A 23,376-nucleotide genomic window follows, 5' to 3' on the forward strand; every position below is an offset into this window, starting at 1 on the left:
CGTGTGCGGGAAAACTGCAAGCACGGTTTGACGAGAGGTCGCTGGGGAGATGATGTCAAACCAGAGACCTACTCTACGAGGGGTTCTCCGTTTTGATGACAAGACAATTTATCGAGGTAAAAATGGAACAACGAACAGAAGCCTGGTTTGCTGCAAGAAGCGGCAAAGTGACGGCCAGCAAATTGGCAGAGGTGATGGCAAAAGTCAAAACCGGCGATGCCGCAACGCGAAAAAAATACAGGGCCGAGCTGATTTGCCAACGCCTGACGGGGAAACGGGAAGACACCTTTGTCACGCTCGATATGAAGCACGGGACGGCACTGGAACCCGTCGCCCGTGAGGCTTACATCTTGCGTGAATTTGCAGTAGAGGTCACGGAGGTGGGTCTCGTCGACCACCCTACCATCGAGGGGTTTGCGGCCAGTCCCGACGGACTGGTTAACGACGATGGCCTGATCGAGATTAAATGCCCCAAAACCTGGACGCATCTGAAAACGATAAGAACAGGTGAACCAGAAAAAAAATACCGCCTGCAAATGCACGCACAAATGCTGTGTACGGGGCGTCGATGGTGTGACTTTGTCAGTTATGACAATCGACTGCCTGACACATTAGCCTACTTCAAAAAGCGCATTCACTTTGATGAAGCGCTGGGCAAGGAAATTGAAACCGAAGTGCGAAAATTTCTGCAGGAACTTGAAGATGAAATCGAACAGATTAAAACGTATGGAAAAGTGGCATGAAGATAACGCCACTGAAAAAAAGTGATCGTTTAGCGGATGAAATACGCGTAGAGTTGCCTGTCGATAATATCAACGCCACATTGTAGAGAATAATCACAGGGAGATTGCGCCGTGCCTCAGGTACCGAACCCACATGATGCAACATTTAGGAAGTGCATGAGCAATGTTAACGTTGCCCGTGATTTCCTACAGTTCCACTTACCGCCTGAAATCAAGGAGCAATGCGATTTTTCTACGTTGAAGATCGAACCGGGTTCATTCATTGAGCCGAATTTGAGACAACATTATTCTGACATTGTTTATTCACTCAAAACGAAGGAGGGTAAGCGTTGCTACATTCATTGTCTCATCGAACATCAAAGCACGCCAAAAAAATTAATGGCTTTCCGCTTGTTCCGCTACAGTATTCCCATCATGCAACAGCATCTTGACCAAGGCCATGACGAGTTGCCGGTGGTAATACCGATCCTCTTTTATCATGGAGAAACAAGCCCTTATCCCTACAGTATGGATTGGCTGGATTGTTTTGCTGACAGAGACTTAGCACAAAGAGTCTATTCTCAGCCTTTTCCTTTGGTGGATGTGACCACGATACCCGATGAAGAAATCTTGACTCACCGCAGTGTTGCTCTTCTTGAATTAGTACAAAAGCACATTTATGCGCGTGATATCATAGTGATAAGTCAGTCTATTGCACATTTACTGAATACGGGTTATACAGAGAGTGAACTGGTTAAGACATTAATGTATTATATTGCTCAGAGAGGAAAAACAGCGGATACACCGCAATTTTTCAAAACGATTGTGGAGCACGCACCGACTTACAGTGAGGACATCATGACGATTGCACAAGACTTGAGAAGAGAGGGCCGTGAGGAAGGCATGCAACAGGGCATGCAACAGGGACGTCAGGAAACTAAACTCGAAATTGCCAAGCAGCTTCTTAAAAGTGGTGTAGATAGTGCTTTGGTTAAAACATCTACTGGACTTTCTGACCGAGATATTGAAGATATTGAAGTATTGCTACATTAAGGTGTCTTAACACCTGCTATACCCGGACAGGCTGAATGATGATTCAGCCTCGGGGAATATTTCGTTAAAGGTGTTAAATACCTTTAACTAGCGAATGCCGCATACGCAAGTAGTGCGGTTTTTTTTACGCCCATAGCGTGTAATGGGTCAGATAGTGAGCAATTATACACCTTCAATAAAACTAAATTCACCTTTAGCCTACCATCTTTGTGACTGTTTCAAAGATGGGATGGTATTCGCCAATTTTGTTAATAGAAGCCTCAACGCCCAGCTCTCCACTGGCACAACACCAAGACGTAATTAATCTTCCACTCCTGTAACGTACAGGGGTTTTATGAATCGCAATTCATTTGTGAGAATTTCTGCATGTCAAATGTCATCACTATCTATCAACAGGTAAAAATGTCTAGCCGTGAAATTGCTCGACTAACAGGCAAACAGCATAAAGACGTACTTTATGACTGTAGAAAAATGTTTGAAGTGCTCACTATTCAATCGGCGGACTTTTCCGCCGATTACAAAGACGCCAGTGGTCGCACCTATCAGGAATATTTGCTTGACCAAGATTTAACCATGACATTGGTCATGGGTTACAGTATTCCACTTCGCCATAAAGTCGCCACACGCTGGCGGGAGCTGGAAGAGAAAGCAACACGGCCTGTCTGCATATTACCTAATTTCGAAGACCCCCCTGTTGCGGCTATGGCATGGGCAGAGCAGTTTCGCGAAAAAACCAGGTTAGCCTTAGTGAACAAAGAACAGGAAGCGGAATTACACGAGTTGAAAAACCTGTTTAAGGAAGGAATAACGACCACTCAATTTTGCAAAATGCTCAACGGTATTAATACACAACAGATTAATCACTGTTTGGCAGAAAGAAATTGGCTCTATAACGAAAGTAAATCCCATACCCGCTGGCGTGCAACCTCTTATGCGCGTGACCGATATTTGACGGAACATCAACATAAAATCAGCATTCATAGCGGTGATGACTTTATCAAGTACCAACCCGTTTTACTGCGCAAAGGGGCAATCCGATTATTTGACCTCTACCGCAAAAATAAGCTGCCGATGAAAACCCATTGGGACGGGCAATTCACCCACGCCAAAGAACTCAACATTGCGTCATAAATCATAAACCAACGGAGTCATACACCATGAAAACATAAATAGTCACAACAAGTTGCAAATAGCGACGGTGACGCAATCACCGTTTATATCACTTAACCTTAGCGCTAACAGAGATGGTTCTCAGCCACCCCTGTCAGCTAACCACCATAACCTCTCACGGAGGCTACAATGGCTCACCTCGATATTACCCAATTTCCTGAATTACGGGAAGTGTTTCCTGAATTAACACCGGTGCAATTTGAAACGGCGATGCTTTTCGCGTTAGGCGTATCACAAAAAGACATCGCTTTATTACGCTCGGTATCCTATCCCGCCGTGAAACAGACATTGGCAAGTGCAAAACTCAAATTTGAACCGTATTCGCTGCATGGTCTGTTTACCGTATTTCATGTCCGCCTTGCGCTTTTTGCTTTGAAGGGATGTAGAAAGCGATAGCGTCTAGCATGATAAAAATAGAAAAGATAGTCTCTCTCGTGGAGACTATTCCATTTTATTTTTCTAATTAGACTTTCGCACTGACTAAGTAATTTACCCTCTCCTAAATGGGCGTCATTCACAATGAAGGGACTGAATGGAGTTAGGACAGATGATGAAAAAAATAGCAAAGGTATCACGTTCATTACCTCTGACCGCTATGATGGAAAACAGTCAAGATGTTTGGGGAATAAAAGACAGCGACTCACGCTTTATTTATACCAATCGTGCTTTTTTTGACTTTTACAATGTACCACAAGGATTTGATGTGATAGGGCGGCGTGATGACGAACTTCCTACGTGTATTGCAGAATTTTCTTTAATAACTCAAAAATTGGAAAGAGAAGTTATAAAAAGCGGGCAAAAAATTACCCTCATTAAAACGCATTTTTTTGGTCGTGAACAGAAAATGCAACCTTATTTATACGAAACATTTCCGTTGTATAATAAAAGAAAGAAATGCATTGGCACGGTTTTTTATGGCAGAAAACTGGCTATGATTTCACTGCTCCACTACGTAGACAAGCTGACGGACACGCTATTATTGGAGCCTCCATCGAATCTCTTCACACAATCTGAATTGAGGATAATCTTTTATTTATTACGCACGATGAGTGCCAAGGAAATAGGTAAAAAATTGGCACGTTCTCATCGCACAATAGAAAATAGAATTCGTATTCTATACCAAAAAACGAAAGTGCATTCATTGCGAGACTTTAAACACTTTTGTCATAAAACCGGCTTTGATCGCACTGTTCCCCAAGCGTTTATACACCCCGGGATACAGTTTATTGAGTAGGAGACTTTCTTATGAGTAACAGACAGAGCAGAGCGAGAAAACGCGAGTTAAAAGATAAGGTCTTGGAAGCGAAAAGAAATGAAAAGAAAAATTGGTTTAACCGATTAAGAAGTTGGTTTAAGACCAAAAAAAGCCTAAACATCGATTGCCATAATATTCTCTACTCCGTTATTTATATAAGATTTTTATAACTCAATAACTTCATCCTGGAAGAGAGAGTTTGCCAGGGTTTTTTTATGCCTAAAATAAAAGTGAAAGCCAGTTGGATCCGGCACATCCCCGCTAACTCATGGGATTATCCATCGAGTTTGAATAACACAAGTGTAGGGTATCGACTGTATCAATTGATTGTGAAATTCATAGTAATATTAAATAATAATAGCTATTAATATAAATAAGGAGATTACATATCTCTAGCCATATCTAAAAGAAATCATCAATATTATGATGTTACATCATTAATATTCGTCGTGGGGTATGATTATGTTTGCTACTGGTGCTAGTTCCGCAACCTTCTCACCAATTACGTCTTCTACTGTATCAGAACCTGCTCAGATAGACCCTATAAAGAAAAGATTAGACACCCTAATTCAAGGAAAATATGTGCTGGTGTTTAGTGGATTTTCTGGTTCCGCCGGTTATGCAGATCCTGAATTATTTACCAATAAACTAAAAAGCATTCTACAAAACGCAGTTAAGGAACATGGCTACAACAATTTACTAGTTGTAGCAGGTGCCACGAGCAGTGGTATTGGAGAAGTCTATAAAATAGCAGAAGAGATGGAGATTCGTACTTTAGGTATCGTTTCTGAGCAAGCTAAAAAACATCCTAAGGATATATCACCTTCTTGTAACGATGTGGTTTATATCCCTGATCCGGAAAACAATTGGAAAGTGCTATATGAGGAGAAAGAGGAGAAGAAATCCTATATGGTCTACGTTTGTAAGGATAAAGGCGAATTTTATGCCCTTGGTGGTGGTGACGTGGCAGTAAGCGAGTTGATTGAAGCTGAATCGTCGGGGATAAAAACTACAGTCTTAAAATTTGATAGACATCCAACCGACACGGAAAGTATATTGAAAAAAAATCCCGAAGCTGACCCTCACCCCGTGAACACTTATTATGATAACGAAATAAAAGAAAGACCTATGTCAGACCTTTCTATAAAATACGCTTGACCTTAAATTTTTTCTGCTCTTGAGTTGAAATCACCGCTGACCATTTAGACGATAACTAAGATTCTGATCTCCTTCTCCCTCTCCGTTCAGGCCCCCTCCAGGGGGCGAATAATTCACTGAGCCAGGACAAAGTGTTGCCCCTAATATGTACGTTATTGCGTAAGCAGCGCTGAAAACAGCGTTCTCATCGAATTTATAAAGCAGGCTACGAGTCAATCGGCTGAACATCGCGCAGAAAATTAGTCCCCTCACTGCCAGTTTCAACAAGTACATCAAACAAATAATCGTTCACCCACTCAACACTTTGCCTGCCAAGCCTGGGTTGAATTATTACGTTTTTAACATGGATAAAAAAAAGAGGACAACCATGAATACTATAAGGCTTGATGATGAGTTATTTACTCTCACGCAAGCTGCTCACTTTCTACAAAAATCTCCTCGTACTGTGCGCCAGCTAATTAAATCACATCGGCTACGAGCGGGTAAAAGCGGGCAAAACGGTGGGGGTAATTTTGAAATCTTAAAATCAGCGTGTCTTGAATGTATCGACAACAACCAACATAATCAGGCCGTGAATGCAGAAGACGGCCTTATAGAAAGGACGACTAGATGGCACTTAAACAGAGGTACGGCGAATAGTGGTACTGTGATTTCGTTGAGGCGGGGAGTGGAAAAAGAGTTAGGCGCTGCCTTGAAACGACAGATAAAAAACAAGCGCAGGAGTTGTACGATCAGTTAAAGGCAGAATCATGGAGAGTGCATAAGCTGGGTGATATTCCTGAACATACATTCGATGAGTCCTGTCTCCGCTGGTTGGTAGAGAAAGTACACAAACGCTCACTGGATGATGACCGTACAAAGATAGAATTCTTCCTCAGCCATTTTTCTGGCAAACTTCTCTTCTGGCTCACGGAAGACAAAGTCATGGCAGTGGTGGCGAAAATGCCGAATAGGAAACATCGGCAAATATGGGAATTTAAAAGGGATGCAGCGATAAGGAAAGGTAAGCCGGTTCCAAAATACACAGAGAAACTGGTTTCAGCGGCGACACGTAGCCAGTATCTTTCATTTATCAGAAGCTTGTTGCGAGCCCCGGCTGACGAATGGAGATGGCTAAAACAGGCACCCCCGATCAAGGCCAAGAAACCGCAAAACAAACGTATTCGTTGGCTTACTAAAGATGAAGCAACAACGCTAATAAACTGTATGCCGGATCAATTCCGGCCAATAGTCATTTTTGCTTTGGCGACCGGTTTACGTCGGTCAAACATTAGACCTCTTCGGAAACTCTGATTTATCTAATTTCCATGTTATAAATTGCTGCAATCAGATTAAATCGTAATCCAAAACGTTTTCGCCTGTTTCGATAACGATCTGATACGATTTTAAATCGTTTAATCATACCAATGACATTTTCGTTTAATACACGCTGGCTTGATAACTCACGATTGTTGCGTTTATCTTCTTTTGTTAAGGGATTTTTCTTTGTCTTTTTCTTAGGCAACGCCGAGTTTGAATGGATCTTGCCAAGCCCTTGGTAACCTGTATCTGTCACTGTTTTGATTTCAGGATGTATTCGCACGCCAGACTCTTTGAACAACCTAAAATCATGACGCCTCCCATGAGTAAAGCTTGTACAGATGACTGCTTTGCTTTTTTTATCGACGATCACTTGGGTTTTTAAGGTGGGTCGTTTCTTTTTTCCTGAGTAAAACTGCTTTTGTTTTTTTGGGGACGTTCAATCGGCGTTTCTGTGGCATCAATAAGAACGAGCTCATACTCCCTATCACTTTTTAATAAAGCTTTGCGTCCAGGGAGTGCAAAATCAGGATGCTTTATTAGCGTATTTTCTATCCATTTAATCGTTTCATAGCAGGTGCTCTCACTCACCCCATCGCTTCGGCTAACATGAAAATAAGTGCGATATTCCCGTAGATACTCAAGAGCCATTAATAAGCGATCTTCTAAACCCAGCTTGGGTTTCCGACCTCCTTTCCCTTGCTTACATTTATCTGCTTCATTCAATATCTTTATCACCTTTTCAAATGTACTGCGTTTAACTCCGGTTAAGCGCCGAAATTTTTCCTCTTCCAATACCTTTATTTGTTCATATTTCATGGGGCTCCTTGTTCAGGAGATTTTTAACAACATTCCTACATGAATGCTATAGCAGGCGCCGTATCAGTTGATTATGAAAATTAGAAATAACATATTGATATTAATTAATATTTATTAACAAAAGTGATCATGTTACATGGCGCCTGCTATAGTTTCCGAAGAGGTCTATTATCGATTTAGAGTGGTCGCAGATTGATATGCAAAGAAAGGTGGCCTGGATCCATCTAGAAAACGCCAAAGCGGGCAAGGCAATTGGTGTGGCTCTGAATGATACCTCCTGCAAAGTATTGAGGGAGCAGATAGGTCGTCACTCTCGTTACGTCTTTGTTCACAATACCCCAGGGTATCGTGCTGATGGTACAAAGACGGCCGAAGTGAGAAAAATACGAGTTGATGATAACACAGCCTGGAAAACGGGCTTAAAGCCGGCAGGTATTACGGATTTTCGTTTTCATGATTTGCGACACACTTGGGCAAGTTGGTTGGTTCAATCTGGCGTGCCATTATCAGCATTGCAAGAAATGGGAGGCTGGGAAAGTATTGAGATGGTTCGCCGCTATGCTCATCTTTCGTCAAGCCATCTGACCGAGCATGCTAGAAAAATTGATGACGTGATGAGCCTTCATGTCACCAATCTGACACTTTTAAAACAGGCGGTTAAAAATTAATGATAAAATTGCATGTAACTCATTGATTTACTTGGTGCGCCCTACAGGATTCGAACCTGTGACCTACGGCTTAGAAGGCCGTAGATGATAATTTAACTTATTGTCATTATTGATATAATCTACGTTAGTGGCGGGGTTTGTGTCATTAAGTGCATTCTAATGTCCTTGATCGACATTCAACGCTGTTCAGTGACGACACAAATACGACACAGTCATTTTCTACAGTTAGGCATTTTCACGAGACCATATCATTTTTAATTTGGATTTCCTCAATATTCAGAAAAAGGTCATGTATTCGATAGGCTTATTCTCTGTCATAATCCATAGTTTTAGCAGGGTAATGGACGATAGCGAAAATAGAAGTTCGTTGCCTGTCCTGTAAACGCACCTTTCAACTGGATTATTCGTATAACACCTGTAAAGCGGGAGTTAAAGAGCAAGTTGTTGATATGGCAATGAAGAGTTCAGGTATTCGAGACACCGCAAGAGTGCTATCCATCAGTATTAATGTGGTGATACGCATTTTAAAAAACTCACCCACCGCAATGTAACCACGTTACCCATTAATAAAGCTGCAATTGAGCTTATCTGTGAAGTGGATGAACAAGGGTCTTTTGTCGCGAACAAAAAGAGAATCAGCGCTGACTGTGGTACGCCTGAGAGCCGAGATTTAAGCGGACCATCGCCCATGTTTTCGGACGACGAGATACCTCAACGCTACAGAGACTCCTTGACCTGTTAGCCCCTTTTCAGGGGCCTTCTTCTGTACAGATAATTTTACGGCTTATTCTATCTTACCTTCTGCCAATCACATCACCGGTAAGCTTTATACGCAAAGGATAGAAAGAGAAAATTTAACACTGAGAACGCGACTTAAACGATTGAATCGTAAAACCATAGGTTACTCAAAATCCGAAAAAATTCACGATAAGGTGATTGGCACATTCATTGAAAGGGAATACTACTTTTGATACCTTAACAACCTATTAAATACATGACCGCGTGTTAAGCAGGGGACGATTCGTTTAGCCCACTACAACAGACTCGCACTGCCTATATTAAAGCGTATTGCCGTTTGAGCATACATTAGAGCTTCTTTCTCTTTAACGGTCAACACATGTTGGCGAAATTTTAATGAATAAGTTATCTTGATTATTGTGCAGGGATAAATCATTTCCATATTATATACCCGTGATCAATGAAGATGCTTGATTTTGAAGTCGATAAGGATCATGCTCATAGCCATGAAAATAGAGCTGACTGCTGACCAGAAAATTACCCTCGAAGCCCAACATCGTCAAAGCCATGACCGCCGTGTCTGTGACAGGATCCGGTGTGTTTTGTTGTCCGCAGACGGCTGGACTCCCCCTATGATTGCTCACTCACAGCTCATTAATGAAACCACGGTGCGGCGCCACCTTACAGACTATCATAAACTCAACAAGCTCAAGCCTGAAAATGGCGGCTCCGATGGCTATCTCAATGCGGAACAGACCACGTCGCTGGTTGAACATCTCACCCAGCAGCTCTACCACCACAATCACCAAATTGTGGCGTATATCGCTGGACGCTGGAACATCACCTTTACCGTATCAGGTCTGTATAAAGGGTTGAAGCAGCATGGCTTTAGCTATAAAAAGCCGAAAGGTGTTCCGCATAAATTTGCCGTTGAGAAACAGCAGCAATTTATAAAGACCTACAGCGAATTGAAAGACGCCGCGGGTAATGACCCCATACTGTTTATTGATGCCGTTCATCCGACACAAGCCACCAAAATAAGCTACGGCTGGATACGAAAAGGCCAGGATAAAACGATAGAGACCACCGGGAGCAGAACGCGGTTGAATATCATGGGAGCCTTGAACATCCAGAATGTGGCTAACCCCATAATCCGTGATGATGAGACGATTAACAGCGAAAATGTGGTTCACTTCCTGTCTGCCATTCGCGCGCATTATCCCATCACGACAACGGCACATGTGATCCTCGAGGGTGCAGGCTATCACCGTTCACAGCTTGTGCAAGACGCCGCGCTTACGTTGAAATATCCAGCTTCATTACCTTCCGCCGTATAGCCCGAATCTAAACCCGATAGAGCGATTGTGGAAGGTGATGAATGAGCAAACACGAAACAATAGATATTACCCATCTAAACAGAGTTTTAAGAACGATATCTTAAACTTCTTTGAAGTGAAGCTACCACAAATGGCAAGTTCTCTGGTATCTCGCTTAAACGATAATTTCCAGGCGCTAAATCCTGCATCTTGATTTCACTTGGGTATAGCTATAAAAAAAACATTTTATCATCCAAAAGCCAACGTCCAATCCCGAGAAGATTTTCAGGTCAAGATCCAGGCCTATGAAGCCAGCGAGACCCCCATTATTTACGTGGATAAAAGCGGTTTTGCTCATGAGATGCCCCGCCTCTACGGCTATTGAGCTAAAGGTAAGCGGTGTTACGGTCAACATGATTGGCACGCTAAAGCGCGTACCAATGTCATCGGCGCTCAGCTTAACGGAAAATTAACCACCGTTTGTGCCTTTGAATATAATATCAATAGCGATATTTGTTATGCGTGGGTAACCCAAGACTGACTGCCAAAAATCCCTCAAGGGGCTGTCATCGTGATGGATAATGTGAGCTTTCACAAACGCCAGGATATACAGTCTGCTAGACAAAAATCCGGTTTTATTCTGGAATATCTCCCGACGTATTCTCCTGACCTCAACCCAATTGAGCACAAATGGGCTCAGGCTAAAGCCCTTCGTAGGAAACGACAATGCGATATCGACACTCTCTTTTCTGACCCTTTGTTTTGAATCAATTTATACGGCTACAGCCATACCGCCTGAGCTGGGCTTCCATCTCATCGAGTTTGCCAAAGGCCGCGGTGACCGGATGAATTTTCCCCAATAAGCGATGCAATTCATCACGCTGTTGTTGCAAGCTGTGCGTGGCCTGGCTTGTTTGATGCCCGAACGCATTGAGCGTACGGGTAGCCGGTGTAAACGACGTATTGATATTGTCGGCTTGCGCGGCAGTACGCGCGGCCGTGTCGCCAAAGTGTTCGAGGGCCCTGTCCCCTTTTTCCAGGTTTGAGGTGTCGACACGTAGCGAAATCGTTGCAATCTCTGTCATGTGGCACTCCGTGAGTGGATCAGGGACAAGGCGATACTTTCCAGGGTGCGAATATCGTCAAAAACGGTTGCGTGGGGTTCTACACCTAGCAGGGTCATCACTTGTGGCAGGCAGCCATAATCCAGGCCAGTCGGACCCGCCATCCCCGTGCGCCATTGGGTCGACATCGCCCGCATGACGAGGAAAGACGGCCAGATATCCGGCCAAATCTCAAGAGGCTGCGGGGCAAAATCCTCAGGGCGCAAACCTGCACTGGCTAATTCTTCCGCACAAGGCACCGGGGTGTAGAGCGCCGTCGCAACCGCCCTCAGTTTTTTTCGCGCTGTCCCAGGAGCTCACGGTAAAAGGTGTGAATGATGGCTTCAATGGCTTGTGGATAGTTATTCGCCAGCTTGGTCAGATTGTCACGATTTAACTCATCGGGCAGCGCCCAGGCGGCGGTAATGTGCTCAACAAAATCCAATCCCGTTTGGTTTTTGCGTTTTTCCCGCTCCGCCATCTCGTTGAGCGGCACATGTTTGAAGGTAAAGGTCACGATACCTGCCTCCAGGCCCGCGCGTGGAATCGCCACATCGGCTTTAAATCTGGGCTGAGGTTGCAACGTAAATTCGATCGACATACGGTGTCTCCTTAAGCGGGTTCTTTGTAAAATGTCATGGCGGGACTCTGCATATTCAGTACCAATGAGACCGTTTCAACGGCGTTAACTTCGGTATGAGGCACCTCGTTAAAAGCCACCGTCGCCGACCAGTAGCGCTTTTCTTTGGCCTGTGGCACGAACATCGAGAAGGCGACCACGTCCTGACGCTGATCGGTCTCCCGTAATAGCGGATAAATCGCCAAAGCAGGATCATGTCCCAAGGTATAGGTCAGGGTGCGCGGGGCTTTCACGGTGTTGATATTGCGTTGCACGGTATCGGATAAAAATTGCAGGCTGACCGTTTGTTGATCGCCGCCAGAACTGGCAACCTCTTTGATTTGCGGGATTTCTGTCCAGATTTTTATTTTGCGCAGACTGCCCGCGCCGCCACCGGCAACAAATTGAGCACTCTGGCGGGTGTCGATATTTTCCAGGGTGATACTGGTCGCTGTGGCCGCAGAGACACGGGCAACCCGTTCATTGAGTCCCGTCCAACCGGAAGACAGGTGAACAAGGTCATCCTTTTTAATTTTGTCGTTGCCGACCACCGTGAGCACCGCATGGGCAGCATTCGTGATAGCCGTAAACGGTAGCGCGGTTTCGTAGTCCGATGCCAGGTACACCTGAGCACCATTTGGTAAGGCAAAGCCCATAAGCTGTCTCCGAGTGTTGAGAGAATAAGAGGATGTTTAAAGAGAAGTCGATTAGGATAAAGGACGTATTACCATGCAGAAGATCGGCCAATACCATTTTGTCGAAAAAATGAGTGCTTTCAATTGTGTTGGCTGATCTGCTTGAATGTTATTCGGTGGTCTTCTTGAGGGTAATACGTAGCAATACCCTCTGACGAATGTGAAACACGTCACTATTCATCTAGGGGGTAGCCGATCAGATCACATGCGCCCGATAGCGCAGACTGAGGGGCAGACTGTAGGTGTGACAGTGAATGATACCCGTAAACACCGTGGGGACGCTGGTGATAGCACAACGGATAATGCCATCGGTTAAAAGGGTGCCCAAATCAAACAGACTGATGAGGTCATCAGCGATAGCCTGTACCTGAAGCCTGGCCGCTGCCCATCGGGGCACAGAGGGTCATTTGATAGACCCCGTGATAAACCCGTGAAACTTGTGCCAAATCCAGGCATTCTGTGCTCGCAGGCAAGAGATGTGATTGCAGATACAGGCTGCCGGTGTCGCTAAACTGCACGTTTTGACTGGCAACGGAAACCCCTTTTTTTGCTGCCCAGGTGCTCAAGTAGCGCTATGACATGCCCCGTGCTCATTTTTTCACCTCCTTAACCGCCTGGTTAAACAGCGTCTGAAATGCTTCCGCGGTGACACGAACCATACCGTTGGGCGCCTGTTTCGAGTGACCGAACTCCAGCCGATAGGCATAGGGCACGGTGTTGCTGAAATAGATGGCCTGTGTACCCGGCGTAAACTGCGTTAATTGCTGCATTCCCTCCGTTAGCGTCAGATTGCCACGGGGGTCAATGCGTCCGGTTTCCGCTTCTGCTGGCGTATCAAAGGTCACCTGCCAATTGCCGCGAAATCGACCACCGGTATAGCCGGGTGGCGCTTTTCCTCGCCAGGTGTCCGTGTTACCCACTGGTGACATCGTCACCAATCTTGCCAATATTTTCATGCCCAGCACCTGGGGAGTGCCTGATGCGCCTGTTTACTCTGGTCAATAAAGGCAGTCATGGAGGCCATAAAGCGTTTGTTATCCGCCATATTAGGCCCTCAGTTGCAACTGATAACACAGCAGCAGCGTAGCGGGTTTCACGGGCGTGACCTGTATCACCCGATGGGCTTTGCCCTCGATAAGAAGGTGGTCGCCCTGACGAATTTCCGTTTCAGCCGTGGCAAACATCTTGATATCGCCTTGCTGAATCAGCGTGCCATCAATTTCACCGGTGGTATAACGAGTAATGACGCCCGTCAACCTGTGATTCTCCCGCGGAACAGCGACTTCAACGCCTTTGATGACCTGAACACCCCCGCCTCGCTGTAGGGTATAAGGGGCGCCATTGTCACGCAATAAACGGTCGGCAGTATGGCGTAAGCCTGCATAATTGATCGCCATGTCATCACCCCCTGACGAGCTGGATTTGGCGGCTGCTGATGAGCAGGCCGCGCAGTAAGCCAGGCAACCAGCTAAAATGAGGTGACGAAGCAGAACCCGACGCATAGGTCACACTCACTGCCCCTGAAACACTTTCTTGAATAACTTCCCTGCCACCTGAAAACGACGGCGTCAAATCGATAGCCTGTGCCACCAACGCCAGACGGCATTGCGCCTGAAGGACTTGTGATGGAATGCACTCTTTGGGTAATAAATAGCCATCGAAGATAACCCCTGAGCGCGGCCAGGCCAGGGGCTGAGAAGCGGTGGTCCGCTCGCCTTGCCAGTTCAGTCCCGCCAGGTAATCCATGGCTTTTATCAACAAGGTTTCACAGGCGGCGTCCTCCTCGGGGAGCGGCTCACCCCGTTTGTTGGCTAGCCGTCGCAAATCGGCGACACGGGCATAACTTTCCCTTTCGGGTGAATTGATATCCGTGATGAGCATGTTATTTTTCCTGTTCGCCAAGCTGCCAACCCTCATCCTGCCAACGGGTGACTTCATCGGGATGTACATTGGCGGTTATCGGATCATCAGGGTGAAGCGGGGAAGAATGCATCATCGGGATAAGTGCTGAAAGCGGCGTTACTGCTGTATTGTCTTTTTTGTTTTTCGTCATTCTTTTTTCCTAACATAACCTTAGAGTCCCTTTCTTATAGCGGGCTATCGGATAAATTGATTATGAAATTTAATAATAATATATTGATACTCATTAGCATTTATTAACACAAACGATCACGTTACATGGCGCTTGTTACGCAATGCTCCTGCCATGTATTACGTAGAAATGAAATTAGCTAGCCTCTTTAGCTGAGTGGGTTATAGTTTTTTTTATTGGTAAATCAAGATGATAAACTTGGATACTGTCGTCTTTCCCGTTAAGGGAACCTAGAAATTTTTCTGCTTCACGGGATGCGGAGATGGAAATACCTTTTCGTAGATCCAATGACCACAGTTTTTTCTTTTGTGGATCCATCAAATAAAGATGTGAATCGATTCTAGCAAAAGCAATCGCATGTGCTCCCACCAAACCATACCGTTTATACCATTCCGGGCGTTGGAGGGTAATAATGCCACAGTCATTAACTCCAGGAGGGGTCGTTATTTTATTTCTAAAATGCTTTAAAAAACGTTTAATAGGAACATTATCAGGATCCCTTGTCCCAACACAGGGGAACTGTGCGATATCTGCTCCTTCCAAATCAGGGATTGCACGATGTAGTATTCCTGTTTGTAAAGTCTCTACCAGCGCTGTGGCAGTAGATGTGCAGTTAGTTTGAAATACTCCATGAAATCTAAAACAACTACAAATCCAGGCAACTGCTCGCCGTAGCCCTAGTAAACCAGAGGGGGCTTTGCCCTTGGAATTAATCTCTTTTGTTAATTGTAATAAAAAATTTTCCAGAGATTTCTGGTCCATGCTGCTCTCTTTCAAACCATTATAACACTCAAGTATTGGATAATTATGCTCAACTGGGTTTTCTAATGAAGTGAACTTAACAGTTACTGCTGGTATCTCTACTATATTAACTCCATCAGTAGGATCATCGAAACCCTCTTCAACTTGAAATGTTTGCGAAGTCACTACCCTAGAGAAAGATACAAGAGCCCTCTTACTACCCTCTTTTTCGGGTTTACCCGTGTTGTTGCCTACATCAATAAGATTATCGCTAATAATAGTAGGTTTACCATCAACAGCAACTATACTCCCTATTAAATGAGTTGCCTTCACCGTCAAAGTCATATCGTCGCTCCAATATAAAGAAGAATTGTTTTTATAGAATAACGGATAAAAAAGCAGATAAAGGCAGATAAAACAACTTTCGTTTAATGAAAAACAGTATAAAAAGAAAAATAATAGTAGGCACCGTATAAATTGATTATAAGAATTTATAATCACATATTGATATTAAATAGTGTTTATTAAAAAAATATTTACGTTACAGGGTGCCTGTTATATCAGGTTAACATCATCAGCCTAAAATCAGCGCACTGTGCTCCGGTTTCACTGCCGCGACACCCCACAGGCTAGCCCGACTTCATAGCGTATCTGATGATACTGACGGTAAAGCGCCACTTGGAAAGTCATGCCGGAGACCGGATCGGTGACATTCATCACATCATCGGCGATATCCCCGCCTTGAGGCATCGCCGGTGTCCGCGACGCCAGCAGAAACGCATTGCGATCGAATGCCATGTTAGCGGTGTAGTGACCAACCAGCGTGACAGCGGTGTTGTCCGCCAGGTCTTGCAACAAGCCCGGTGCAGACAAGGTGATAGTCGAGGCGCTGGCTGCTGCCACCACGTATTGATGCGTATCGCCGGTAAAGGTGACAATATCCCCTCGGTTTATCGTGCCGCTTCCACTGTCTACGGCAATGAGCTGATTGCCGACGTGATAACCGCCCGCTTTGTTGACCAGAAACCCGCTACCCGTCCCTGCTGTGACCCGTTTGATGCCCGCGGAATTGTGCAAATTAAAGCCTTCAATACGCCCGATGGTGCCTTCACGTAACAGGGCTTCGCTGCCCGCTTCGTTGACTTTAAACAAGACGGATTGTTTGCCACGAATGTTGGAAATAGCCGCTGACCCCAAGACCATTTGTAAATCGGTGGTCGGGGCCCCGTTATCTTCCAGCACGCGACGCGCATCGGCAAAATCGGCCAGGTCTTCTTTGACGCCAAAGGGAGTGCTCCCTGCCTTTCCGACAGCCCGCGCTGAGCCGGTGTACAGTGCCCCTAAATCGCGATCGACTTCGTTCGCCAGGGCACGAAAGGCTTGTTTGAACTGGTCAGCCAGCAGCAAGTTATAGGTGCCTGCCGACCCGACAGCCAGTTGTTCTTCCCCGTTCCATTGCACGGGCGCCATTTTGGATTTGCTGATTTTAACTTCCACCGTACTGAGTGTTTGTTCCGCACTGCCTGCCGCCGTGGGGCCTGGCACGATGTCCACCGTTTTAGCGATGGGGGCCACCGGTGCGGTGATATTTTGATCGAGGGCAGCGGCTTCCGCTTTGCTATTACGGGCAACGGCGGGAATAAAACCGACTTGCTCACGGGAAACGCTGTCTAATGCGGTATAAATCGTGGGGATCAACCCCGTTAAGGTATTACCTGCCATGCTGTTGCTCCAGGGTTAAGGGTAAGGTGTGTAATTAATCGACGATCGAGATACCGTCTTTGAGTGCGGCTTGTTTACTGCCGATGTCCAAGGCATCAAAGGCGCTGCGTTTGAGTGTTTTTTGTCCGTTCTGCTGGGGTGTGGGTTGTGAACCGCCGCCACGGTGGCCGGAGGCTTTCAGAATGTGGTCTTTGTGCGGATACTGTTCGATGAGGTATTCTAAGGCTTCCTCAAACTCCGCGATTTCCCCGGGCTGACGGCGTGAGAACACCTTGTTGCCTGCCGCATCCGTGGCAACCACCTTGCCCGCGTCGATGTTGAACGCCTGACCGAACCGGGCTTGCACCAAATCCGCTGGAATAGCCAGGTTATCCTGGATAAACGCCGAACTGCTGAAACGTCCGCCAATCATCTCTTGATACAACTGGGCTTCCAGGGTTTTATTTTTGCTGCTGGCCTCGTCAAGCTGAGTTTGAAAAGCTTGAGTGATTTGTGCTTTCACCTGGTCGACCGCACCGGCCTCGATTAATTTCTTTTGATCGATGTGGGTGAGCGTTTGCAGTGCTTCACGGGCTTTCGCCGGGTCGTCAATGCCGGCAAACGCCTTGAGTTTGGCTTCGAGTGCTTCCTTGGCCTCACGGTGGTTTTTAGCCTCGCCATTGAGGGCGTTAATTTTGTTCAAGGCCGCCACCGCATCAAAGGGGATCGCTTTGCCGTCCTCATGCAAATACACCAGCATGCCGTTTTCCAGTACCGCTTTTCCTTCTGTATCGAGGTGTAATTTCATTGCTATTGTCTCCGCCCATAGGCTGGGTTAACCGGTCATCCGACCCGGGCGCTGTGGCGCCTCCGCTCACAGCTGTTCATAAAAAAAGCCACCCTGGGGTGGCCTGTGTGAAGTTGAGTGACTTGTATCTTGATCATTAGCTTTTAAAAGTTAATGATTAAGGAATAAGATTATATAAAATATGAGAGGGGAACCGAACAAAAAAATTAGCAAAAATTGGGTATTTAAAATTAGAACTGGCAGCTTGCTTCAATCACATAAGTATGTTCAAAAAATTGTTACGAGATAAAAATAATTCGGCCCCCTGGGAGACGTAGTATGATCCTATTCTTTAATGGTTATCGCATTGCAGTATTCTGGACGTTTCTCCTGTTTGCTCTCTCTGGTTGTTCATCCCCATCGAAGCAACAGGGAGAGTTACTGGATGAAACTCTGTTGAAAGAAAAAATAGGGCAAATGCTGATTGTGGGTTTTGACGGTTTTAAGGTAGAAACCAATAGTCCGATTGCTCGTGCGATTCAACATAGACAGCTTGGCGGTGTCATTTTATTTGATTATGATCTCAAAAAGAAAACCTATCGACGAAATATTGAAAGTCCCGCTCAATTAAAAAAATTAACAGCAGAATTGCAAAGTTTGGCAGCAGAAGCTGACCGATATAGAGCCAATACAGCAGTATCCTCGTATCCCTTAATCATTGCGGTTGATTACGAAGGTGGAGAGGTCAATCGGCTAAACAGCCGTTATGGTTTTCCAGAAACTTATTCTGCTCAACAGTTTGCTAAACTGCCTATTCAGCAAAAACAGCAACAAACTCAAAGTATGGCTAAAACGTTGGTATGGCTGTAGCCGTATAAATTGATTCAAAACAAAGGGTCAGAAAAGAGAGTGTCGATATCGCATTGTCGTTTCCTACGAAGGGCTTTAGCCTGAGCCCATTTGTGCTCAATTGGGTTGAGGTCTCACTTTTACCCACAATTTTTGTTATTAAGAATAATGAACAATCTCACATTTTCTTGCAGGATCTCATACCCTCGCCAAAGCGACATTATTCCCGGTAAACCCTCGGCACGTCGGTTAAGAAATCCTCCCAATTGACCCAGCCATGTTATTGCCTGAAGCACTGTGGGGGATGCTCGGGAAGGCGGCTTGTTGTCTGTATTCTACAATACAACGTTTGCCATTCTATCTTTGACAACACATCGGTGCAGGTAGCCTCAGGACACAACGCTGCCATTTTGGTCATATACATCAGTTTGAAGGCGATAATGCTTTTGAGGGTGATCATTTTCGTTAGTTTGGTTGCCGTATTTAAACGACATTGTTCAACACAACATCCTGATTTCAGTGTGTTGAAGAACTCTTCTATCTTCCATCTCAGTCTATACCAATTCACTTTCTCTTCTGCTTCAAAGGCGTCAGTGGCCGTCAAATTGGTCAATAATACCCATTCGACAGGCGCTACTCCTTCTGGAGGAGGCTGTTCTTTAACACTGATGGCAGATACGTGAACCTTTTCATGGATATGCCGTGAAGCGTCTTTATTGGTGGCCCATAAACTAGATTATTTCTAATGGGGAGCCACAGCCTGAAATGGAGCGAATATCCACATAAGCCGTTCTTGCTACCCTTTGCTGATTTTTGGGCAGGGTGAGTGCTATGGTTTTTAAAATCGGCGTCTTTGACAAGGCGGTTTGCACCGTTGTTTTTTTCCCCTTTTCATCGATAAATTTTCTGTCTTTCCGGTTGCGGATAATAAAAAATGTTTTTAGTGAGCTTGCAACCCGAAAAAGTTCGAAAATATCCGCTTCTCTGTCTCCCAGCGTGATTAAGCGGGTATCTTTGGGTATCAGCGCCGCTGTCTCGTAGAGGGTCTCTATCCACTTAATACTTTCTTTTTCTTTCATTGTCGATTGATAAAGCCGCCGCTGTTTTTCCTGAGGGGGGTTCCTCTCGGGAAACACGTGACCAGCATTTAAGCGAGGATAACCCAAGCGGCAATTCCATCTCAGTCTATACCAATTCACTTTCTCTTCTGCTTCAAAGGCGTCAGTGGCCGTCAAATTGGTCAATAATACCCATTCGACAGGCGCTACTCCTTCTGGAGGAGGCTGTTCTTTAACACTGATGGCAGATACGTGAACCTTTTCATGGATATGCCGTGAAGCGTCTTTATTGGTAGGCCCATAAACTAGATTATTTCTAATGGGGAACCAGCCTGAAGTGGAGCGAATATCCACATAAGCCGTTCTTGCTACCCTTTGCTGATTTTTGGGCAGAGTGAGCGCTATGGTTTTTAAAATCGGCGTCTTTGACAAGGCGGTTTGCACCGTTGTTTTTTTCCCCTTTTCATCGATAAATTTTCTGTCTTTCCGGTTGCGGATAATAAAAAATGTTTTTAGTGAGCTTGCAACCCGAAAAAGTTCGAAAATATCCGCTTCTCTGTCTCCCAGCGTGATTAAGCAGGTATCTTTGGGTATCAGCGCCGCTGTCTCGTAGAGGGTCTCTATCCACTTAATACTTTCTTTCTCTTTCATTGTCGATTGATAAAGCCGCCGCTGTTTTTCCTGAGGCGTTTCCTCTCGGGAAACACGTGACCAGCATTTAAGCGAGGATAACCCAAGCGGCAAGCCCTCCTGAGTTACCATCAAACTTGCATGAAGCATCAACCCCATTTTATGTTTGTGATAGGCTTTAGATATACTTCCCAACCCCTCTGTCTTTTTATGTGAGTCAAAGTTCAACTCTGATGTGTCCTGAAGAGAAAAAACCAGTGAATGCCCCTCCAGACGTTTTTGTGTTTGCACACAATGTGTACGGAATAGCGCGCTCTCGCTCACTCTCTCATTGCTAAAAAATCGATAAGCTCCTTTGGCCTGTGACCAGGAGCCATGACAGCTTGGGTAAATTGAACCTGACGCTTTTGATGATAATAAGCCCGCTGTTTCAAAAAAACGCTCTTTAAGGCGTTTATCTCCGAAATCAATTTGATGAAATTCTTCACGGATCCACTCATTCCCATTACCCGTTACTGTTTTCATGTGCCTGTTTCCTGATTTAACTATTGACTCTACCAATAATCCAATTTCACCTGAATCATTTTTCATTCAACGTTGTGGGTAAAAGTGAGGGTTCAGGTCAGGAGAATACGTCGGGAGATATTCCAGAATAAAACCAGATTTTTGTCTAGCAGACTGGATATCCTGGCGTTTGTGAAAGCTCACATTATCCATCACGATAACAGCACCTTGAGGGATTTTTGGCAGTCAGTCTTGGGTTACCCACGCATAACAAATATCGCTATTGATATTATATTCAAAGGCACAAACGGTGGTTAATTTTCCGTTAAGCTGAGCGCCGATGACATTGGTACGCGCTTTAGCGTGCCAATCATGTTGACCGTAACACCGCTTACCTTTAGCTCAATAGCCGTAGAGGCGGGGTATCTCATGAGCAAAACCGCTTTCATCCACGTAAATAATGGGGGGCTCGCTGGCTTCATAGGCCTGGATCTTGACCTGAAAATCTTCTCGGGATTGGACGTTGGCTTTTGGATGATAAAATGTTTTTTTTATAGCTAAACCCTGCCCGTTTTAACGCATGGCAGATACCTCTAGCGCTCACTCCCATACGTTGGGCTCGCTCGTATTGAGACGCGTCAGGGTAGGTTTCCACATCAAGAATCAACGCCGCTCGAGCTATTTTACTGGCGGGTTTATCACGTGTCAGACAAGGTTCTATTCGTTTAGCCCAGCGCATTAAACTTGCGGTTCCAATACAAAAACGTGTGGCCGTTTGGGCATATGTAAGCTTTTCTTGCTCTTTAATAGCCAATACATGTTGGCGAAATTTTAATGGATAAGTCATCTCGAAATTATACATCAATTTATAAAGCCTACGCTATATTGACTCTACCAATAATCCAATTTCACCTGAATCATTTTTCATTCAACTTTGTGGGTAAAAGTGAGACCTCAATCCCATTGAACATAAATGGGTACAGGCTAAAAGTAAGAGAAGAGACCTCAATTGTGACATCGATACCTTATTTTTAGAATATATGATGTGATTATTATTATGTCGTTCATATATATAGCAATTTAATTTTGATTAGCATACAAAATATGAGCTACTCCGTAGATTTATTCCTCAATGTATCCGTTAAGCAATCAAAATTAAATTGTGCAGCTATATCAACGATTATTTCCGTCTCCGAAACGGTATCACAATAGTCACTCGTAAAATCAATAGTTTGCAGTACTACATTACACAGATTTGTTTGGTGCAGTAGATAATCGAAAAGGTGGCACAGTAACCAAAGTGAGTCACTTTAACCTCACCGAAACATTAGCAAAGTGGGAATAACATGAAATTAATGCATTCCTTCAGCGTAGCCACGGCCGAGGTTCCTCTGTAGAATTAGTCTGTCTCTTGAGTCCTATTTGTGACTAAGAGACAGAGGTTAACCTAAAGCACTTTTTAGCCCCCTCTTTCTCCTGATTACTTATTTGGGAAACCAAAGAGGAGCAGGTCTCCATTTGTTGATTTCATCTTTTTTTTGCTCTGGAGGTTTGGTTTCTTGTACGGTAGGTTTCTGTTTAGTACACACTTTAATGAGACCCCTAAACGTTGGGACCCCTACCAATATTTTGCAAACATCAGCAGCAAAAATGGGCATCGGCAGCAGTAAAACAAGCAATACTTTCAAAAACGTTTTTATCCTTTTCATCTTGTACTCCAAAATTTTATTTAATGTGATGTATGCTTACTGCCTAGTGATAATATAAATGGCTTGTAGTGTATTTTGAATTACTATTTAGGAAACCAAAGAGGAAGGGGTCCCCATTTATCTAATAAGACTACCAGTAGCAGAAGTCCAAATAGGTGTTGGCAATAATAAAATGAGTAATATCTTAAAAAAAATATTTATCTTTTTCATTTAGTTACCCTATATTTCAAATCGATGTTACTTGATACGTACTCACTTTTTGTCACCCGTTGAGTCTAGTCAAAATAATAATTATTTTCCTTTTTAATTTTTATTGTCAGTTATTACTCTTTATTTCACAAGCTACACATCGTGTTATATCGCTCCCTGCTATAGCATTTGAAATCCGATCCTTGGGCGTCTTCGTCACTTCCAGATGTACAATCCGTAAATTAGAGAGAGGTCAGTCGTCTGCATTATGAAGACAACTGACCTCTTTAATGTTGAGAAGGTGGATTACATTGATGGCATGGTGAGATGTCACTAAAATGTGAAAAAACACCTTGAAATAAAATCATAGGGCTATGTAAAAGAATTTCTGGCCCCCATTTTAAATAAACCTGCGGACCCGCATTCAAGCAGCACAATTTTGTGCCCACTGATTTTATTGATGAGAATGGTAATATTCGACCGATGGTAAATATGTATGAA

The 23,376-nt window shown here is 44.6% G+C and carries 29 protein-coding genes and 6 pseudogenes; 17 read left to right on the forward strand and 18 right to left on the reverse strand.

Annotation, left to right across the window (positions count from 1 at the left end; translation table 11 throughout):
• The first annotated feature begins 122 nt into the window (after positions 1-122).
• The 9 genes and pseudogenes from CCS41_RS02535 to CCS41_RS02575 all read left to right on the forward strand — a co-directional run.
• Positions 123-743: a lambda exonuclease family protein gene (locus CCS41_RS02535; RefSeq protein WP_119797706.1), complete on the forward strand. Its 621-nt coding sequence runs from the start codon at positions 123-125 to the stop codon at positions 741-743.
• Between the two features lie 111 nt (positions 744-854).
• Positions 855-1,775: an Rpn family recombination-promoting nuclease/putative transposase gene (locus CCS41_RS02540; RefSeq protein ID WP_119797159.1), complete on the forward strand. Its 921-nt coding sequence runs from the start codon at positions 855-857 to the stop codon at positions 1,773-1,775.
• A gap of 366 nt (positions 1,776-2,141) precedes the next feature.
• Positions 2,142-2,906 (forward strand): Rha family transcriptional regulator, encoded by a 765-nt coding sequence (locus CCS41_RS02545; RefSeq protein WP_119797160.1) that lies wholly within the window; start codon positions 2,142-2,144, stop codon positions 2,904-2,906.
• A gap of 168 nt (positions 2,907-3,074) precedes the next feature.
• Positions 3,075-3,341 carry a transcriptional regulator gene (locus CCS41_RS02550; RefSeq protein ID WP_119797156.1) on the forward strand — a complete coding sequence of 89 codons (267 nt, stop codon included), beginning with the start codon at positions 3,075-3,077 and terminating at the stop codon, positions 3,339-3,341.
• Between the two features lie 136 nt (positions 3,342-3,477).
• The gene (locus CCS41_RS02555) at positions 3,478-4,179 is read left to right on the forward strand and encodes a helix-turn-helix transcriptional regulator (RefSeq protein WP_240313818.1); all 702 of its coding nucleotides are present in this window, start codon (positions 3,478-3,480) and stop codon (positions 4,177-4,179) included.
• An 11-nt stretch (positions 4,180-4,190) separates the two neighbouring features.
• Positions 4,191-4,370 carry a hypothetical protein gene (locus tag CCS41_RS15970; protein WP_119797161.1) on the forward strand — a complete coding sequence of 60 codons (180 nt, stop codon included), beginning with the start codon at positions 4,191-4,193 and terminating at the stop codon, positions 4,368-4,370.
• Positions 4,371-4,662: 292 nt separating this feature from the next.
• Positions 4,663-5,358, forward strand: coding sequence for a hypothetical protein (locus CCS41_RS02565; RefSeq protein WP_119963794.1), 696 nt, complete (start codon positions 4,663-4,665; stop codon positions 5,356-5,358).
• A gap of 367 nt (positions 5,359-5,725) precedes the next feature.
• A complete protein-coding gene (locus CCS41_RS17890; protein ID WP_205411470.1) occupies positions 5,726-6,097 on the forward strand; it encodes a helix-turn-helix domain-containing protein in 372 nt (123 codons plus the stop codon).
• Positions 5,998-6,630: pseudogene (locus CCS41_RS02575) on the forward strand (integrase); the annotation flags it as partial. The gene CCS41_RS17890 and the pseudogene CCS41_RS02575, both read left to right, overlap by 100 nt.
• A 22-nt stretch (positions 6,631-6,652) precedes the next feature.
• On the opposite strand, the gene CCS41_RS02580 reads toward CCS41_RS02575, so the two are convergent.
• Positions 6,653-7,476 (reverse strand): IS5 family transposase gene (locus CCS41_RS02580; RefSeq protein ID WP_240313821.1). Its coding sequence is split into 2 segments (ribosomal slippage): positions 6,653-7,089 and positions 7,089-7,476, totalling 825 coding nucleotides; the frame shifts between segments, so codons are not numbered across the junction.
• 158 nt (positions 7,477-7,634) lie between these two features.
• Between CCS41_RS02580 and CCS41_RS02585 the strand changes: the two are divergent.
• The 6 genes and pseudogenes from CCS41_RS02585 to CCS41_RS17545 all read left to right on the forward strand — a co-directional run.
• Positions 7,635-8,144, forward strand: a pseudogene (locus CCS41_RS02585) (site-specific integrase); the annotation flags it as partial.
• A gap of 395 nt (positions 8,145-8,539) precedes the next feature.
• Complete coding sequence (locus CCS41_RS17535; RefSeq protein ID WP_420866976.1) at positions 8,540-8,695, forward strand: IS1-like element transposase; 156 nt, start codon at positions 8,540-8,542, stop codon at positions 8,693-8,695.
• Between the two features lie 198 nt (positions 8,696-8,893).
• Positions 8,894-9,115: pseudogene (locus tag CCS41_RS17540) on the forward strand (IS1 family transposase); the annotation flags it as partial.
• A gap of 273 nt (positions 9,116-9,388) precedes the next feature.
• Positions 9,389-10,412: pseudogene (locus tag CCS41_RS02600) on the forward strand (IS630 family transposase).
• A gap of 6 nt (positions 10,413-10,418) precedes the next feature.
• The gene (locus CCS41_RS16330; RefSeq protein WP_240313822.1) at positions 10,419-10,583 is read left to right on the forward strand and encodes a hypothetical protein; all 165 of its coding nucleotides are present in this window, start codon (positions 10,419-10,421) and stop codon (positions 10,581-10,583) included.
• 189 nt (positions 10,584-10,772) lie between these two features.
• Entirely contained in the window at positions 10,773-10,964 is a 192-nt protein-coding gene (locus CCS41_RS17545) for a transposase (RefSeq protein WP_240313882.1), read from the forward strand.
• A gap of 1 nt (position 10,965) precedes the next feature.
• Here the strand turns inward: CCS41_RS17545 and CCS41_RS02610 are convergent, their stop codons facing one another.
• Genes CCS41_RS02610 through CCS41_RS02625 form a run of 4 tightly spaced genes read right to left on the reverse strand, consistent with a single transcriptional unit; the run spans position 10,966 to position 12,546 of the window.
• Positions 10,966-11,283, reverse strand: a complete 318-nt coding sequence (locus CCS41_RS02610; protein ID WP_072551180.1) for a hypothetical protein — start codon at positions 11,281-11,283, stop codon at positions 10,966-10,968.
• Positions 11,280-11,561, reverse strand: a complete 282-nt coding sequence (locus tag CCS41_RS02615) for a DUF1799 domain-containing protein (protein WP_240313823.1) — start codon at positions 11,559-11,561, stop codon at positions 11,280-11,282. Before CCS41_RS02615 ends, CCS41_RS02610 begins: the two co-directional genes overlap by 4 nt.
• 29 nt (positions 11,562-11,590) lie before the next feature.
• Positions 11,591-11,902, reverse strand: coding sequence for a phage tail assembly chaperone (locus CCS41_RS02620; protein WP_072551181.1), 312 nt, complete (start codon positions 11,900-11,902; stop codon positions 11,591-11,593).
• 11 nt (positions 11,903-11,913) lie between these two features.
• Positions 11,914-12,546: a phage tail protein gene (locus CCS41_RS02625; RefSeq protein ID WP_240313824.1), complete on the reverse strand. Its 633-nt coding sequence runs from the start codon at positions 12,544-12,546 to the stop codon at positions 11,914-11,916.
• 229 nt (positions 12,547-12,775) lie between these two features.
• Here CCS41_RS02625 and CCS41_RS16340 point away from each other — a divergent pair, with 229 nt between their 5' ends.
• Positions 12,776-12,931 carry a hypothetical protein gene (locus CCS41_RS16340; protein ID WP_240313825.1) on the forward strand — a complete coding sequence of 52 codons (156 nt, stop codon included), beginning with the start codon at positions 12,776-12,778 and terminating at the stop codon, positions 12,929-12,931.
• 34 nt (positions 12,932-12,965) lie between these two features.
• Here CCS41_RS16340 and CCS41_RS16345 read toward each other — a convergent pair whose 3' ends face one another.
• From CCS41_RS16345 to CCS41_RS02660, 8 genes and pseudogenes are all read right to left on the reverse strand, one after another.
• The gene (locus CCS41_RS16345) at positions 12,966-13,181 is read right to left on the reverse strand and encodes a phage tail terminator-like protein (RefSeq protein WP_240313826.1); all 216 of its coding nucleotides are present in this window, start codon (positions 13,179-13,181) and stop codon (positions 12,966-12,968) included.
• Positions 13,182-13,205: 24 nt separating this feature from the next.
• Positions 13,206-13,660 (reverse strand): annotated as a pseudogene (locus CCS41_RS02635) (hypothetical protein).
• Between the two features lies 1 nt (position 13,661).
• A complete protein-coding gene (locus CCS41_RS02640; RefSeq protein ID WP_072551136.1) occupies positions 13,662-14,012 on the reverse strand; it encodes a hypothetical protein in 351 nt (116 codons plus the stop codon).
• Between the two features lie 4 nt (positions 14,013-14,016).
• Complete coding sequence (locus tag CCS41_RS02645; protein WP_072551135.1) at positions 14,017-14,496, reverse strand: DnaT-like ssDNA-binding protein; 480 nt, start codon at positions 14,494-14,496, stop codon at positions 14,017-14,019.
• 1 nt (position 14,497) lies between these two features.
• Entirely contained in the window at positions 14,498-14,668 is a 171-nt protein-coding gene (locus tag CCS41_RS15535; protein ID WP_162859964.1) for a hypothetical protein, read from the reverse strand.
• A 174-nt stretch (positions 14,669-14,842) separates the two neighbouring features.
• Positions 14,843-15,793 carry a hypothetical protein gene (locus CCS41_RS02650; protein WP_072551134.1) on the reverse strand — a complete coding sequence of 317 codons (951 nt, stop codon included), beginning with the start codon at positions 15,791-15,793 and terminating at the stop codon, positions 14,843-14,845.
• Positions 15,794-16,022: 229 nt separating this feature from the next.
• Positions 16,023-17,170: pseudogene (locus CCS41_RS02655) on the reverse strand (major capsid protein).
• A 34-nt stretch (positions 17,171-17,204) separates the two neighbouring features.
• Entirely contained in the window at positions 17,205-17,957 is a 753-nt protein-coding gene (locus tag CCS41_RS02660; RefSeq protein WP_119797167.1) for a DUF6651 domain-containing protein, read from the reverse strand.
• Positions 17,958-18,275: 318 nt separating this feature from the next.
• On the opposite strand from CCS41_RS02660, the gene CCS41_RS02665 reads away from it, so the two are divergent.
• On the forward strand, positions 18,276-18,806 hold the full coding sequence (locus CCS41_RS02665; RefSeq protein ID WP_119797168.1) for a glycoside hydrolase family 3 N-terminal domain-containing protein: 531 nt from the start codon (positions 18,276-18,278) through the stop codon (positions 18,804-18,806).
• A gap of 259 nt (positions 18,807-19,065) precedes the next feature.
• Here CCS41_RS02665 and CCS41_RS02680 read toward each other — a convergent pair whose 3' ends face one another.
• The 5 genes from CCS41_RS02680 to CCS41_RS02700 all read right to left on the reverse strand — a co-directional run bounded on the left by CCS41_RS02680 (position 19,066) and on the right by CCS41_RS02700 (position 22,686).
• Complete coding sequence (locus tag CCS41_RS02680) at positions 19,066-19,398, reverse strand: transposase (protein WP_162859965.1); 333 nt, start codon at positions 19,396-19,398, stop codon at positions 19,066-19,068.
• 118 nt (positions 19,399-19,516) lie between these two features.
• A complete protein-coding gene (locus CCS41_RS02685; RefSeq protein WP_119797171.1) occupies positions 19,517-21,064 on the reverse strand; it encodes an IS4 family transposase in 1,548 nt (515 codons plus the stop codon).
• Positions 21,065-21,190, reverse strand: a complete 126-nt coding sequence (locus tag CCS41_RS17550) for a transposase (RefSeq protein WP_119797172.1) — start codon at positions 21,188-21,190, stop codon at positions 21,065-21,067. It lies immediately after the preceding gene.
• 265 nt (positions 21,191-21,455) lie between these two features.
• The gene (locus CCS41_RS02695) at positions 21,456-21,824 is read right to left on the reverse strand and encodes an IS630 transposase-related protein (protein ID WP_119797707.1); all 369 of its coding nucleotides are present in this window, start codon (positions 21,822-21,824) and stop codon (positions 21,456-21,458) included.
• 637 nt (positions 21,825-22,461) lie between these two features.
• Complete coding sequence (locus CCS41_RS02700; RefSeq protein WP_072550862.1) at positions 22,462-22,686, reverse strand: hypothetical protein; 225 nt, start codon at positions 22,684-22,686, stop codon at positions 22,462-22,464.
• Positions 22,687-23,376: the final 690 nt, after the last annotated feature.

Origin of the sequence: Candidatus Fukatsuia symbiotica (genome assembly GCF_003122425.1) — a bacterium.
In the GTDB taxonomy this organism is placed as follows: domain Bacteria; phylum Pseudomonadota; class Gammaproteobacteria; order Enterobacterales; family Enterobacteriaceae; genus Fukatsuia; species Fukatsuia symbiotica.